Genomic DNA, 16413 nt, shown 5'->3' on the forward strand with positions numbered 1-16413 from the left:
AAACACTACCAGAGTGAAGCTTCAAAAGGCAGACAAAAAAGTTTCATCCGCCTTTTGAAACAACATTGACATTAGAAGATTATAAAAACCAATCTGCTAGTATCCATCATTTTGGGAAATGGATGGAATGGTTCTATCAATCTCTTTCTGAGGAATCGGACGCAGATAATGCGTGCTCTTCATTTGACCTAATGCTACAGTCCATGGGTTCATGGACGAGGTGCGCTCGACCAGTTTTTCAGTTCTTTTCAGGTCGTACCATCTGCAGTATTCACCCATCAATTCCCTGGCACGCTCATCCAATATCATATCGATATCCAGGTTTCCGTTAGCTCTGTAGGATACTGTAGCCATAGAGGAGAGATTGGCTGGCTGTGATGCACACAAAGGATCACTTCCTGCATTGGCACCAAGTGCTCTGTCAACTATCGCATTATAATAAACCTCTGCACCCCCCAGGTTACCATTGGACGCTCCCTTCAGGATGGCCTCAGCGGCGATCAAATAAGCTTCAGCAGATCTGAAAAGCGCCAGATCAAATGTCCCTTGTGCTTCGTCATACGGGAGACCTGGCTGCCAGAACTTCCACATAAGAGGGGTCATATCCTTGATGTGATAAGGCGTAACAGGATTAATCCCGATTTCATCCAGATTCAGTACGGCATAGCGCTTGCTACCTCCTACATCCATACCCTTGTCCGAAGCGCTGGCAGGATTGTTCCATGGAGGAAAATAAACAACCGTATCTCCTGTTGCAATATTGATGGTGGTACCTGGATTATTAAGATCCGGAACAAAGTCGTTAACGTCACTTAAGGCGTACATCGCTTCTACAAAATTGTGATGATATCTGGTATCGAGTGTCGGATCAAACAACCTGTAGGTCGCTGGAGTAGTGATGTAAGTGTTTCTGCCTCCATGACGGTTATAGTCGCCCGTTCTTCCCGGAGAGCCGGGGATACTTTCGGCATCACCCCCGAAAAGGGAATGGTAATCATTACCTATCTGGTACTCGCTAGGCTCATCATTATCACTACCATTGGTTTGAATATTGTCGCTATACTGTACTGCAAATACGATTTCCGCATTTTTATCATTCTGAGCCGGGAAAGTCTCCTCCAGCGGATTCTCAGCGTGAAGCGGGAATAACTTGTGATACTCTGGCTCCAGCGGATACTCTGCTATGATCATATCTGCATAATCAACTGCTTTGTCAAAATCAGCGGCCGTTCCTCCCAGCGAATTGTTATAATTCCATCCTCTTGTGAGGTGAACTCTGGCTAAAAGAAACTGTGCAGCACCTTTTGTGGCTCTGCCATATTCCGTATTCCCTTTAGTGGGCAATACTGCTTCTGCCTCTTCCAAATCTTTGATGATCTGATCATAAACCTGATCTGCAGGTACTTTGGTCACTTCTCTGCTGGCGGTAGTAGTCTCCACCAAAGGCATCGGAATATCGCCCCACTGCTGCACAGCATAGAAATAAGCAAATGCTCGCAGGAACTTGGCCTCTCCCACTCTGATAGCCAGGACATCAGCGTCTATTCCCTGAACATCATGCTGTCTTGAGATCGCAGTATTGGTTCTGGAAATTTGACTGTAGAGCAAATCCCACAAGTTTGTAGTTGCGCCTACATTAGGGGTAAATCGGGTATCATAGGTGTTTAGTACACTCCCCTGATTTCCGCTGCCTGCTTCATCCCAGGCCAGGCTGGTGAAGAGGTCCGTACCCATCATCACCAAATCACGCTCTTTGTGTATTTCCCTAAGCTTGGTGTAGTTTGACCGAACAAGATCCTCGAACCCTTGCGCAGTAACGTAATAATTATCTGTGGTCTGATAGGAAACCGAATTCTCATCCAGGAAATCCTCGCAACCGGTACTGAACAGCGTCACAAGTACCAGAGCTACTATATATTGTTTATTAATTAGTTTCATTTTGTAAAATTTTGTGTTGGAAATAAACCGACTAGAAAGAGACATTTAAACCAAACAAATAGGTCGCAGATGGAATACCATCATTGTAAGTGCTGGAGTTAAATTCCGGATCCATTCCATCAAAATCGTGGAAAACAAATGGATTGGATACCTGGACATACATCCTGAAGTTGCTAAACCCGAATTTATCCAAGCCCGTAGACGGCAATGTGTAGCCCAATGTGATGTCAGAGATTCTGACAAAACTCGCATCCTGATAGAAAATCGCTCCTCTGTAAGGATTATTCGCAATACCTGGTCCATAGTACTCATTGGAAGGATTGTTAATCGTCCAGTAATTGAGGTTCAGGGCATTGTATCTTCCCGCTCCAACTTCACCCATGGTTCCAGATAGCATGCTGTTTCTGTACGTAGCTCCCTGGCTTGTGTAGATCAGGAAAGAAAGGTCGAAATTGCCATAGGTAAACTTATTGGTCATACCCATTGTCCAGTCAGGCTGCTCAGAGCCAATCACTTTCCTATCATCCTCACCTTCATTTGAAGATATCTGACCATCATTATTTTGATCCACCACCTTTACCGAACCAGGTACCTGGTTGTATTCAGAAGCAGCTTCTTCTTCATCCAATTGCCAGATTCCGTCAAACTCATAATCGTAGTGAGACTGTAGTGGGTGCCCTACAAAAAGGCCTGTAGCAATATCAGCCTGTATTCCATCATTACCAATGGAGAGGATCTCATTAACATTTCTGGCAAAGTTGACACTTGTGGTCCATTTGAACTTCGAATTGACAACATTCACTGTGTTCAAGCTCAGCTCCACTCCTCTGTTAGCCACTTCACCCACATTGGTGGTGACACTACTGAAACCTGAAGAGGTCGGGATTTGCTCATTATAAATCAAATCCACTGTTTTTCGGTTGTATACTTCCAAACTGGCACCGATCCTGTTTTTAATGAATCCCATATCAAGACCGATATTCAATTCCTTACTTTTTTCCCATTTCAGGTTTCTGTCTGCCAAATTTGACGGAGCAAATCCGTATGCCTCTGAACCATCAAAGTCATAAGGCGTATTGACCAATCGTGCTTGCGTGCTGTATGGAGAAACAGAACTGTTACCTACCAAACCATAACTCACTCTCAACTTCATATCGGAAATAGCCTCAATGCTATTAATAAAATCTTCTTCACCCAGTCTCCAGGCCACTGCTGCGGATGGGAAAAAGTCCCATTTGTTACCCTCACTCAATTGTGAAGCGCCATCCCATCTGCTGGTAAGCGTGAGTATGTATTTGCTTTTGAATCCGTAAATGAGTCTTCCCATATAGGAAAGCAAAGATCTTTCGGTCAGTCTTGTGTCCAACTCGACAGGTCGGCCTGTGCCATAAGCGTACCAGAGAGAATTGTAGGGAAGTTCATCCACGTAGCTATCCATTTCTTCGTTTCGCTCCTGAAAGCTACTTTGCACTCCAGTCAGCGTGAAATCGTGCTCACCAACCTTCTTGTTATAGGTGATAATGTTATCCAGGGTATAATTGGATATATCATCCGTCTGGCGAAATGATCTTGGCAGCAAGGTAGTTTTCCTGTCTTTGGTCATCGTACCTCTGAACTGACCAAATCTGGAATTATCCACGCTGGCAGAAAGAGATGATTTGATAGATAATCCATCCACTGGAGTCAGTTCGATGTAAGCATTTCCGAAGAAAGTGTTAGACCTGGTTTCATCCTGAAAGTTGTAAGGATCAATTTCAATGAGAGGATTCAAAACCTGCTTATCGTTGATGCCCATCCAGGCAGCGTAACCATTCCATTCAAGCTCCTGGTTTTCATCAGGATTAAGTACCTCATCGTAGTGCGCAACACCTGTTGGTCTCGCTCTGTAGGCACTTCTCAATGCTTCATTGGAGCCCATTTCCTGCTTCGCCAGACTGTAATTAGCTGTGAAACCTACCTTCAAAAAGTCATTGACTTTACTATCCATGCTACCTTTAATGTTGTAACGCTGGAATTTTGTGTTCTTCAAGTTTCCGCCTTCATTCAAATACCCGGCTGAAAAATGGTAGTTCGTACTACCGCTTCCTCCACCCACTGATATGGAGTGATTTGTCTGCATGGCCGGATCGGATATTTTATCCAACCAGTCTGTACTTCTGCCGGACTCAACCAGGTCCATCTCTGTAGAAGTGAATGGTCTGGAAGTACCTCCGTTGAGCTCATTGTCTGTAACGCTGGCCTTGTAAAACTGCTGAGCGTTCATCATGTCTGGTAGGTGGGCAGGTACTTTTACTCCTGCATAGCCACTGTAGCTGACCACTGGTTTACCTGTGGACCCTCTTTTGGTACTGATAATGATCACCCCGTTGGCTCCTCTGGAACCATAAATGGCAGTTGATGAGGCATCCTTCAGGATATCCATTGACTCAATATCAGCAGGGTTGAGCGCATTGATGTCTCCACCCATTACACCATCAATCACCACGAGTGGTTCGTTGCTATAATCTATGGAACTCAAACCTCGAATGTTAATACTATATCCTGCTCCTGGTCGGCTGCTCTGCTTAGAAACAATCACACCCGCAGCCTGACCTTGAATAGCCTTAGCTGCCTGTACCGGGTTAGCTCTTACAATATCTTTTGACTCAACCGAGGCTATTGCGCCAGTCACGTCTTTCTTTTCAACCTGACCATAACCTATCACCACTACTTCCTCCAGAGAGGTGATATCTGGCACCATAGATATATTGATGGTTGACTTGGTGCCTACAGTTACGTTTTGTTGATGAAATCCTATAGAACTAAACACTAAAACGGCATCCGGACCTGGCACTGTAAGTGCGTAGTTTCCATCGAAATCTGTCACTGTACCTGTAGAAGCACCCTGAACAAGAATATTCACTCCTGGTATAGGTGCATTTTGATCATCTGTTACCAGTCCTGAGACTCGTGTCTGGGACCAGGAAGTACTCGCATAACCTATTAGTAAGGCTAACAATAAGAGTCTACGTTTTCTCATAAAAATCATTTTTTGGTTAAAAAATTGAACTCCCTTATGGATTATCGAGCCTCAAGTAAATTTAATCGTCAATTTTCCTAATGGATGATTTATCCAAAAACATGGATGATTTATACATTTAGCAAAAAACAGCCTTTTTATTGCGTATTCAATGATTTTGTGGCGATTTATTATTTTTAAATTGCGAATTTTATTAATTCAAGTTCCTTTTCACCTTGATATAATTTAACACAATTCTATCATTTCGCAGAAACATCCATGCCCTGAACAAAATATCCATGGATTCGATCTTGGGAGCTATGTGTTGGTCATCTCAGGATTAGAAGTTCTTCAATCACGTCCCGATTTGATCAATAAAAATTCATTTTTGAATAGGGGAAATGTCAATTTCCTGAGGATTGCAGGATCAATCGTGCGATTTCCGAGCTCCTGTATAAAGGTGTGCATGGAAAACAGAGGATTAGCTCCCGTACTTCGGACTTTCTCATCCACAGTCTAGTACAATTTCAGATCATTCACCCCCGGCTGTAGAGGAATGGTATTCAGATCGCTATCGACTTCCTCTCCATTCAGAACAACTCTTGAGTAGAGTTCGCCATCGATATAAAACGCCCCGGACATGTTGGAGGGCATTTCTATGAGGTAACGCTCTGTATCATCCGGGTGTCTGGTGTATTGAGCTTTTATGGCCCCTCGAATGGTCGGCACTTTTATGGAGCTTGAATTCAAATTGCCCATTTGTGGCCTAATTGCTACAGTGGCATAACCTGGCGTTTCAGGCTGAATCCCCCACAAATACCTTGGAATGATATTGGCTGGGGTAGCCCCCCAGGCATGATTCCAGTCTGAATTGGGCTTGTATTTCATGTCCCAGGCTTCCAAAGTAATGGTTGATCCAATGTTTATCATGTTATGCCAACTTCTGTCATGCGTGGCAGTCATCAACTGAAAGGCATAGTCTGCTTCATTGGCCTTGTACAACGCTTCCATGAGATATTGGGAGCCATACACACTACAAGCCATGCCACGAGATTTGATAAATGCTGCCACGGAACTTACCTGTGCTTCTGGAACGATACTAAATGCCAAAGCCAGCATATTGGAGTGGAGTGAAGCATGATCCGTACCTACACCGTCTACATAAACGCCCGCTTTTTCATCCAACAATTTATCGTTGATCGATTGCCTGACTTTTAGTGCCAGCTGATGAAGTTCTGTAGCTTCCTCAGGCTTATTCAAGATCCTGGCAAACTCTGTGATGATCTCCAGATTGCGGTAATAGAAGCAATTCACCACGGTATTGATCGGCTTAAAAACAAAACCATCGCGTTCGCCTTCTTCGGTGGCCAACTTCCAACCTGTATCCTTTTGAGCCGGGGGCCAGTCGACTATGTCTTTCAATCGGTCTTTGGGGTTTTTAAAACCCAACTTTTTCATAAAATCCGGCGTAGCGTTCTCTGAACTGATCAACCCATCCTCACCACGCAGTTCCATCAAGGTCTTGTGTTTTAGTTCTTCGTAATACTTAGCAATGAGCTCCGTATTTCCGGTATACATGTAATCTGCATGAAACATGAGTGCTACGTGCAGTTGCCACTCTGTAGGCCAGGTGGGGTTTTCCATGAAATATTCCATGGTGAGCCGAGCCATGGCATATTCCTGATCCGTGGTATAATGGCTCAACTGGTTGAGGTAGGCATCGGCTTCATAAGGAATACGCTCCCTATCACCATCCACATACAAACCCGCAAAAGTTGTTGCCTTAATGGAGTATTTACACAGGTCCCATACCTTATTCAAAATACTATCCGAACTGGTGAAATGGCTGGCATCATCTTCCCAATAGCCGTGATGGAATAATTGCGTAAAATTCTCTGCTCTCAGTTTTCCTTGGGCACCTTTCACCTCCACATATCTAAATGGCATTAACACCGGAAACGAATCAGGTAGCTGTACGGCCTGAGGTTTGGTGTTTCTCTGGTCCGGTACTATCTGCAAGGTATAGCTTGACACTGAAGGACTTACAGGTACTTTGACCTGCTGATACCGAATCGTCTTCTGAGGATTTCTGTTTATTTGATTGTCGATCAGCTGCTCTCCAATATGGACGATGAGCGTATCCCTGATCTCAGATTTGTAGTGAAAGGCAAGTGTAGAGAAAGCCGCTTTTCCGAAATCTATGAAGTAAGAATCATGATCCACTTTCCTAAACACAGCAGGCTTGATGCTATCCACCTGAAAATAATTGGCACTGGTAATGACGTCTTCCTTTGCTCCAATTTCAAAACGCTGAAAATCCGAAAATGGGGTCTCTTGATCCTGTTCATCCCAAATTTTGACCTTCCAAAAATAGGTACCAGACTCCAGTGACTTTTCTTTAAACTCCACATTGATTGACTGCTTATCCGAGACTTTGCCCGTATCCCAAATGTCTCCTTCATTTTCAGCTATCAAATCTCTGGATGATGCCACCAGTATCTGATAAGCAGTCTGCCTACGCGCTGAGGTCGGTACTTCCCAGGCAAATTCGGGGGTGTGATCCGCGATGATGGTACCGGCTGGTTGTCGTATGAATTCAACACTTAAACCCTTGGGAACAGAAAAGTCATCACTCACCCTGGGCGACTGCATGCACCCGACAGTGGCTATTATCAGGATAAGAAAAGTGACCCCAAAAGGAAGTTGACAATAAGACTTGCTATGAGACATTGTTTTAGACAATAAATTGGTTGCACCCGCCACCTAAGTGATCCATATCAGAATAGTTTTATCCAGAAGGTAGTGACCATCCTTCTTCCATCAAATGGATGACTGACCCCAGGCAGGGTAAAGTTGATTTAAAACGGCTATCAGCCCAGCTTATCAAAATCAGGATTCCAATGGACAATTTTTTGGTCATACATAGCATCAAGGCCCATTTGCACACATAACGCGGCCTTCGCTCCGGATATGACATTGGAAGCTGGTCTTTTGTTGTTGACAATGTTGTCCCGAAAATCCATTAAGGCCTGCTTGCTTGGTTCGATATGATCCACTACAATGGGAATTCCCTTTCCTTCGTCCCAGGAGACTGTGGCTCCGGACACCCCGTCTACCTCTCCCAGTTCTTTATTGAGTTTTCCTTCCGGGTAAAACCAGGCCTTGTCATAACTCAGGATGAGGGTGCCTTTATCTCCCATTACTTTGATTTGGTAATCATCTTTTGAATTGGCCGTTAAGCAGGTGAATTTTGCTTTGACCCCCTCCGGATAGTCATAGATCAGATGGATGTTGTCGTAGGTTTCCCTTCCGTCTTTCCAATAATCCACTCCACCGAAACCAGCTACCTTGTTGGGGGTAGCATCTAAAACCCAGTTGGCAAAATCCAATTGGTGTGAGCACAATTCGGCCAATAGTCCGCCGGAATATTCTCGGTACATTCTCCAATTAATGATCCTTTCCAAATCAGGAGATGGAACAGACCTTCTCCAGTTCCCATTTCTATTCCATTGGCACTCAAAGGCCTGTATCCGGCCCAGCTCTCCCTTTTTGATCAGGTCTACTACATGAGTGTACAATCTGGAACTATGGTATTGATGACCTGTTTGGAATACCTTTTTGGACCGATTGGCCACACTCACCAGGTCCTGTATATCCTTGTAGCCTTTGGCCATGGTTTTTTCACAATACACATGCTTGCCCGCATCAATGGCATCCATGGCAATATTTGCATGCATACTAAAAGGCGTAGCGATGAGTACGGCATCAATGTCCTTATCATCAAGGATTTTTCTATAATCACTGTACCCCTTCACCTGCTGATCTGCCACCTTGCTCAACCCCTCTTCCAGGCGAAAGGGGAGAATATCCGCACAAGCCGCCACATCAAAATGATCAATGCTATTGATATTGGGTATTAAGCCCTGCCCCCTCGATCCGGTGCCTATCACACCTATTTTTATCTTATTGTTGGCGTCATTCAAGCCAATGATTTTTGCTGTTGTTAATGTAGAAGTTGCTATTCCGGCTGCCGCCACACCACTTTTGATTACAAATTCCCGTCTCTTCATAATAACACTATTTAATAAAAAATCACCTTTGATTCTAAGCATCAAAGGTGACCCTAACAACCCTTAAATTAACCTAAACTGACTTAATCTCCCAACCGGGCTCGTACGTTCTGGACCATAATTTCATGGCCTCCCTATTGTATATCCGACCCGTATTTTCATCCACTTCGTAGGCATCGTCAATCCTGTAAGCGATGTTGGCATAGTGTGTCAACATCTGACTGATGGCGCCCTCATCAATGGGTGAGGTCAATGCTGCTTTACCGCGAATGGCGTCAAAGAAATTCTTTGTGTGCATGGTAGACATGTCTCCACCTCCTCCAAGGGCAGTTCCGGCTTCCGTACCCGAAGAAAGATTTTCCCTGATAAGTTCTCCCTTTAGACTGTAGAGTTTGTAACCCTCTCTGTCAATAAAAACCGAACCTTCAGATCCGTAAATGATGGTACCTCTGCCAGCACCAAACTTATAATATCCGTTTCTACTCTGACCGTCCCATTGGATCACCTTATTACCTGAAAACTTGAAAGTGGCTTCCATGGTGTCATACATTTCCCAACCATCGTCTTTGTATTGGTATTTACCTGCATTGACCTCTACACGCTCCGGATATTTCACCTGCAGCGCCCAGCGGGCAATGTCCAGTTCATGTGTGGCATTGTTTCCGGTCTCTGCTGTACCGTAATTCCAGCCATACCAATGCCAGTTGTAATCCCAGGTATTATCAGTATATGGTCTTCTTGGCGCAGGCCCCTGAAACAACTCCCAATCCAGTCCCTCTGGTGGGCTGGCAGGTGTTTGATGTGGTACGGCCCCTCTTCTGCTGGTGTAGAAGGCAATGGCTTGATAAACATCACCAATGATTCCATCATGAATGTCTTTGATGATTTCCTGTGATTGTGGAGAAGAACGCTGCTGGTTTCCCATCTGAACCACCTTATCATATTTTTTCTGATAAGCCACCAACAACTCACCTTCCCTTGGGTTGTGGCTACATGGTTTTTCCAAATACACATGCTTACCTGCCTGCATCGCCATACACGCCCCTGGTGCATGCCAGTGGTCAGGTGTGGCCATGAATATGGCATCTACTTTTTTATCGTTTATTACTTTGCGAATGTCATTTTCCAACTTCGGCTTATCACTTGTTACCTCGGCAAACATCGCCGCGGCTCTTTCCCGCTGGCTTTTCATGACATCACAGAGATAAGTGAGCTCTACGTTATTGTTCTTATCGGCAATCGCGTCTTTGTATGCCGGAAATCTTCGCCCCAGGCCTTGCAGGGCCACACGAATGCGATCATTGGCACCGATAATTTTGGAATAGCTTTTTGCGCTCATCGCATTTAGCTGGCTAGTCAGACCAATACCAGCAGCACCTGCAGTTGCTTTTATTATGAAGTTTCTTCTGTCTTTTCTCATCATTACTCAGCTGTATTTTTATCTAAAGGACGAATTTTAATATTTCTAAATGACACCAAATCACCATGGTCCTGCAAAAGGATTTGCCCTCTGTCCAGTTCACCGAAATCTTTCCATTTCACATATTTACTTTCTGAAACCAGTTTTCTGTATTCCGGGCTTTTCCTTTCATATTCCAGCACTTTCACACCATTCAGCCAATGCTCAATATGGTTGTTAATGGACTTAATGTGAGCTGTATTCCACTCCCCTATTGGCTTTATTGGCTTGTTGGTATCTGCCTGAATCAGGTCGTAAAGAGAGGACACCGTTCTGCTTCCTTCATGATTGCCCAACTTGGCATCCGGGTGCAGCTCATCGTCCAGTATCTGATATTCTAACCCGATCGAAGAGCCCGGCCCTTTGTTGATTTCCGTATCTACATAGTATTTGATACCACTGTTGGCGCCCGGAGTGAGTTTAAAATCCACCTTCAACTCGAAATCACTGAATAACTCCTCAGTAACGATATCGCCGCCTGCTCTGGACTCAGCACCGCCTGATGACAGCACGGATAATACCCCGTCTTCCATTACCCAGCCTTTTTCTGGGAAAGCATCCAACTTAGCACCTTTCCAACCATTGGATGTTTTACCATCCCAAAGCAACTTCCATCCTTTCTTCTCTTCGTCAATCGTCAGGTTATTTTTGGTAACGACCGGCTGCAAAGGCGAGCTTTTAGCATACTTGCCCAGATCCGAGGTGAGGATTTTAACATTCCTCCACATGATCTGCTTGCCCTCCTGACTATCTTCTTTGATACTGTGCACCTGCAACCCGATAAATCCTGTAGCGGTTTTATCGTCAACGAGGTAAGCTGCCGGCACACTATTGATCCATGTTCTGATGGTGTCAGCGATGGCTTCTATTCGGTAATGATTCCATTCATTTTGCTTGAAGGCCTTCTGCGCTTCCGGATTGTTCTCCATGGTGTTCAACCACCCTCTTCTGGCCTCATCATATATACCTGCACTCCATGCTCTTTCTGATGGGTCAATTTCTATCTGATACCCGTGCACCCTGCCATTGAGGTAATAGTCAAAACTGTTGCTCCTGATTTGAACACCTGAGTTCATCGATGGATCCACTTTGTACTCCAGCTCCAGGATAAAATCTCCATACAATTCATCTGATCTCAAGAAAGTATTTGGTGTATTCGAGACAGTGGTTCCTACTATGGCTCCATCCTCTACTTTATATGTGGCATCACCGCCAATTTTGGACCACCCGGTCAAGGTTTCACCATCAAACAAATCAACCCAGGGGGCCGAATCTTTTGCTTCGGTTTGACATCCGAAAAGACTCGCCGAAACTAAAAATGAAAGTATGATTTTTAGTGTGTTAGTTTTTGTCATCATATAAAATAAGTCTGGTTAAATAATTGTAATAATTTCAAAACTAGCATGTACGCTATATTCAAATATGGATTTTTTACTCAAAAACATGGTCAGAAATAGAAATATTCGATATTTCTCCGGTCAAGGTAAGAAATTAACTTTATTTCCAATTTCCAGATTGCTCATACCTTTCGGTGCAGACACACCATCGTCATCAAAGGGGTGTTATCCGTGATGGGATTCGAGCCGTTAGTGATTCTATTTTCGAGTGGGAAGATCGCTCCTTAAAGCAAACGAATTTCTCATTTCACTTTTTCCTGATCCCAAAGCCTATACGGATCTTCGTAAGCAATCATTTGCTCCAACAATAAATCTTCCATCTCTCTGAGCTTGTCGGCATACTCAGGGTTTGAAGCAAGGTTTGTTTCCATCTCATCATCCCGCCGATGTTCTGCCAAATATTCATGTGGGTTTTCGGCCAGATTGAATAATTGCGTTTCTCTCACCTCTCCATCCATCATGTCGTACTTGATCAATTTCCAATCACCTTTTCGTACCGTTCGCATTCCGGGTTTTGTCCCACCACAATAAACACCGTATTGCACATCTCTCACACTGGACTGCTCTCCCATCAATACGGGTTTGAAACTCGTACCCTGTACTGTTTCAGGTATTTCAACACCTGCCAACTCACAAACAGTGGGTAGGATGTCCGACAGGTAGATGTTTCCTTCTACTCGCTGATGGGCCTTGATTCCGGGACCCTTAACTATAAACGGAACCCTCCAGGTGTGCTCATACAAATTTTGCTTACCCATCAGACCATGTCGACCGATCGACATCCCATGATCCGAAGTGTAAATGATGTAAGTATTATCCAACTCACCCATATCTTCCAGTTTTTTCAACACTTTGCCGAGTTGGGTATCAATATTTTCAGAGCAGGCATATTCCCTTCCCAATTCGTTTCTGACAGTAAGGGTGTCTCTTCGCTTCCAAACCCCACTCACGCGCTCCTCATCTCTCAGCTCAGGATGTCCATGAAAAAATGGATGCTTCATTAAGTAATTTTCCTGCAATGGAGGAAGGTTGGGGTTGAACAGTGGGTAAGCAAGTGTATCGTCCAGGTTGACTGCTCCATACTTATCCAATAATTCAGGTGTACCGTTTCTGGGGTCATGCGGATGTGAAAAACCAAAATATATGAAAAACGGATCCTTTTCCCTGGTTGCTTCTCTTTCCTGTAAGTAGCTCAAGACTTGATTGGCATGCCAGGCACTTCCGTCTTCCGCTGTTCCTTCCCGATTGGTTTTATCCTTTACTACCGCAAACTGTCTGTTTGCTCCCGGGTACGAGTTTCCCCTTTTACAGGTCCTCATCGTTTTGTAACCGGCTCTATTAAACACCGCACCGATTGTAAAATCATCTATCGGATGTAGATCTGTTTGTTTTGAAAACTCCGCACTGGGTGGTAAGTGCCAAAGTGTCCTTCCACTCATGATCATGTGCCTGGATGGCGTGCACACGGCTCCACTCATAGACCCCATGTGTCTTGCGCTTTCTATCACCATACCGGCTTCAGCCAGTCTGTCAATATTGGGTGTCTCCAATACCGAGTTTGGATCATAGGTCTTCAGGTCGAATGCCGACTGATCGTCTACGAGTACAAAAAGAAAGTTGGGTTGTCGAGGTTCAACGTCACATCCGAGCAGAATAACGGCACAGATTAAGCTGAGTGTAATCTTTTGTAAGTGTCTCATTTCAAATCTTTTCATCATTTCTTCAATATAAGTTGTCGAATAATAGGCGCTATTGCTTCACCACAATGACCACTTTCTGAAAAGCCTTTTCCAAGCGGAAATCGATTCGATTTGGGTCATTGCGGCTTTTCATGCCTTTGCGGGTTGCAATGAGTTTCCCGTCCACATAGATTTCGATATAAGCAGGATTCAGCCTTTTGGGTACACCAATTAACACGGCTTCATTATTTTGAATTTCAAAGCCGTTTTCGGTTCGTTCAATCGACAGTGTCACCGGCTCCCTGATACTGAGTATTTCCCAACCCTCACTGGAATATCGGGTAGCTCCCGCTGTAAAAATGAAATCAAGCTCATCGGCGGTTTCGCGAGTGATGCTGAGCAGGCCTTTCTGGTAAAAATCTTCTGCCTCGACGATATCATTTTGGGAAGCTGCTACCACAATGCGATCTTTGGTGACCTTGTCTTCATGGGTAACCTGAAGGACCTGCGATGATTTATTGTTCTTATTTTCAGAAAAGTCAACCTCTGATATGACCTGGTTCTTACCCTCCATAAAAGGATTGAAGACCACCACAAACGGGTCATTCCAGGCTTCTTTGTTGCTACGGATGACTAGGGTCGGTATTTTTTCATCCACCAATGCTGCAGGTGCTGAGGACTTACTCAGTGCATTGGATTTTGGACCTTTTACGGCAAAATACTCCCGGTTTTCTCCACCTTTCATCCATACGTTCAAAAAGCTGGTGGGATGTTCTCCACCCTGGAGGGTAAAAAGTGCATTCAAATCATGCGAAGTGGCCATTGACTTTTCATCAGTGAAATAATCATATGCCGTTAAGAATCCAGGTTCCTTCAGTTTCTCGGAAGAAGTGAGCGGCAATGACTCGTTATTTTCATCCAAGAAACTCAGTGACTGCCCCAGGCTGTGGAAAAAGTAGTCGTGCTTTTGACGCTCTGCGTCTGGTCTTTCAGAACGGAATACATCCAACACATATCCTTTTCCTGACTTGCCGTTGATGATGGCCGTCAGCCGTTGTTGGTTGGAAAGCGTGGCAGGTTCGACAAATGAAGCTTTCGCAAAAGTGACCTGATCGAAAATGTTGTTGCGGTCTCCCGATTCCGGGAAATGATTGTCCAGACTGAACGGCTGGCTCACGCGCATGGCCCGGCTATCGGAGATTCCATCAACGACTACCGTGTTGTGTGCAGGGTATCGTGCATAGTACTGGCGGTGATCTTCATGCCAGTAGCTTGGGCCTTTTCCCATATCCGGAGCGAGTACGTAGTTGTTGGCGTACAATTCCAAACCAATCCCATTGGCATGGGCATGATTGCCAAAGGCACCAAAAGTGGAAACCATGGTGGCATCATCTCCAGACCCCATGCGCTGCACAAACCAGCTCACATTGGGTGCGTAAAAGGTGGGTGATGTCAGGCTGGCGATGAGTTCTCCTGTGTCTGAGTTGCCGTTTTCGACCAGTTCATCCACATAAAAAAACAACTCAAACAGGCCATTGCCACGCTTTTCGGTATTGAGCAGGCTTTTATACAAGGCCGTAATTTCTTTTTCTTTTTCCGTTTTGCCGTACTTTCTGTAGTTGGCAATTAAGTATTCGAAGCTCTCAGCAGATAGTGTCTGATGACGCGAATCTCCGAAAGCGACAATTTCCCCATTCGGAAATAGATATTGGAAAGTCGCCAGGGTGGCTTTCTCAACAACCGGGAAGTTTTCTAATTCATTGGCATTGGTGGCATTGTCCAGCACTGTCAGGATCTTGAGTAATGTTTCCGTCACATGCATGGAATAGGATGCTGATTCGGGCCATATGCCCGTCTGCTGGTCGTAGTTGAGGATGGCCTCCTTTAAGGCTATTTGCCTGTCGGTGCTGACCTCAAAGGTATGATCGAGGTAGTACTGCTGTCCTTTGCCGTTTTCGTAGTATTCGTTGTTGTCGAGTGTCAATGCAATGAAAGTCAGGAACCGCGCCTGGAAGAAATTCCAGTTGTTGTCGGGGATTCCGTTTTTAATGATCTGGTCGCCCCATTTCTGAAAAACCGCCACTGAAATATTCCGGTCATGCCCGTTTGCACCGAGGTAATCATACATGAAATCATGAATCAGTGAGAGGGAAATCACAATTTGCTCGTGGATCACTTCAAAGGTGGCCAGCCCGGATACCCATTGCTGCTTGGTACTATCGAGATCTACCGGTGCGTCGCGGTAATACATGCCTTTCATGTAGGTATCATATACTGGCAGCGCAAAGGCCGCGTATTGCTCATCACCTGTGTACCAGTAGAGAAAGGCAGCATCCTCGACAATAGACATTATATGCCTGTTGATCCCCTCAATGATGTGTCCGGCTTCCGAAGGATGCACCCATTCCATTTCCTTGGTTTGCTTATGCCTCAGGTACATCCCCCGGTCATCGTCAAAATAAGGCTCAATTTCCTCCAATGGAGGCCTCATATAGTCCGTCGCCCAATCGCGAGTGCCGGAAAAGCGAACTGTTGGTACTGGTGCTTCACCCTCCGAGTAAGAAAAATCGCCTCCGCGCACATACACCTTATCGTGTTTTGTTTTCCAGTTCATTTGCAGACGCGACACCAGCCATTTTGGATCAGCCTTACAGTATTCAATGTACTGATCCACCTGCTCTTGCTTTTTGGCAATGATTTCAGCCTTCCATTCCACCTTTTTTACCGCTTTGGCAAAGTCTGTTGGCTGTACCTTATTGACATAAATTCTTGGATGATTTTCTCCGGCACCTGATTCACTCCCTTGTGCTTGCAACACTGAAGCCAGCAGAAGAACAGCTACACCTATCAAACTCGATTTTAAATTCATTTT

The 16413-nt window shown here is 44.8% G+C and carries 8 protein-coding genes; all 8 read right to left on the reverse strand.

The window, feature by feature from the left end:
• Positions 1-96: 96 nt before the first annotated feature.
• The gene (locus GV030_RS09265; protein ID WP_159581989.1) at positions 97-1938 is read right to left on the reverse strand and encodes a RagB/SusD family nutrient uptake outer membrane protein; all 1842 of its coding nucleotides are present in this window, start codon (positions 1936-1938) and stop codon (positions 97-99) included.
• Positions 1939-1969: 31 nt separating this feature from the next.
• Positions 1970-4957: a TonB-dependent receptor gene (locus GV030_RS09270; RefSeq protein WP_159581991.1), complete on the reverse strand. Its 2988-nt coding sequence runs from the start codon at positions 4955-4957 to the stop codon at positions 1970-1972.
• Between the two features lie 495 nt (positions 4958-5452).
• Positions 5453-7666 carry an alpha-L-rhamnosidase C-terminal domain-containing protein gene (locus GV030_RS09275; protein WP_159581993.1) on the reverse strand — a complete coding sequence of 738 codons (2214 nt, stop codon included), beginning with the start codon at positions 7664-7666 and terminating at the stop codon, positions 5453-5455.
• A gap of 140 nt (positions 7667-7806) precedes the next feature.
• Entirely contained in the window at positions 7807-9006 is a 1200-nt protein-coding gene (locus GV030_RS09280; protein WP_159581995.1) for a Gfo/Idh/MocA family protein, read from the reverse strand.
• 73 nt (positions 9007-9079) lie between these two features.
• Positions 9080-10426 (reverse strand): Gfo/Idh/MocA family protein, encoded by a 1347-nt coding sequence (locus GV030_RS09285; protein WP_159583746.1) that lies wholly within the window; start codon positions 10424-10426, stop codon positions 9080-9082.
• Between the two features lie 2 nt (positions 10427-10428).
• Entirely contained in the window at positions 10429-11823 is a 1395-nt protein-coding gene (locus tag GV030_RS09290) for a DUF1080 domain-containing protein (protein WP_159581997.1), read from the reverse strand.
• A gap of 281 nt (positions 11824-12104) precedes the next feature.
• A complete protein-coding gene (locus GV030_RS09295; RefSeq protein WP_255465276.1) occupies positions 12105-13562 on the reverse strand; it encodes a sulfatase-like hydrolase/transferase in 1458 nt (485 codons plus the stop codon).
• 49 nt (positions 13563-13611) lie between these two features.
• The gene (locus GV030_RS09300) at positions 13612-16410 is read right to left on the reverse strand and encodes a heparinase II/III family protein (RefSeq protein WP_159581999.1); all 2799 of its coding nucleotides are present in this window, start codon (positions 16408-16410) and stop codon (positions 13612-13614) included.
• Positions 16411-16413: the final 3 nt, after the last annotated feature.

This window comes from Marinoscillum sp. 108, from assembly GCF_902506655.1.
In the GTDB taxonomy this organism is placed as follows: Bacteria; Bacteroidota; Bacteroidia; order Cytophagales; family Cyclobacteriaceae; genus Marinoscillum; species Marinoscillum luteum.

Excerpts from the sequence above, each read along its gene's own strand:
- GV030_RS09265 (WP_159581989.1), bottom strand. The coding sequence starts at position 1,938 with ATGAAACTAATTAATAAACAATATATAGTAGCTCTGGTACTTGTGACG.
- GV030_RS09300 (WP_159581999.1), bottom strand. The coding sequence starts at position 16,410 with ATGAATTTAAAATCGAGTTTGATAGGTGTAGCTGTTCTTCTGCTGGCT.
- GV030_RS09275 (WP_159581993.1), bottom strand. The coding sequence starts at position 7,666 with ATGTCTCATAGCAAGTCTTATTGTCAACTTCCTTTTGGGGTCACTTTT.
- GV030_RS09290 (WP_159581997.1), bottom strand. The coding sequence starts at position 11,823 with ATGATGACAAAAACTAACACACTAAAAATCATACTTTCATTTTTAGTT.
- GV030_RS09270 (WP_159581991.1), bottom strand. The coding sequence starts at position 4,957 with ATGAGAAAACGTAGACTCTTATTGTTAGCCTTACTAATAGGTTATGCG.
- GV030_RS09295 (WP_255465276.1), bottom strand. The coding sequence starts at position 13,562 with ATGAGACACTTACAAAAGATTACACTCAGCTTAATCTGTGCCGTTATT.
- GV030_RS09280 (WP_159581995.1), bottom strand. The coding sequence starts at position 9,006 with ATGAAGAGACGGGAATTTGTAATCAAAAGTGGTGTGGCGGCAGCCGGA.
- GV030_RS09285 (WP_159583746.1), bottom strand. The coding sequence starts at position 10,426 with ATGAGAAAAGACAGAAGAAACTTCATAATAAAAGCAACTGCAGGTGCT.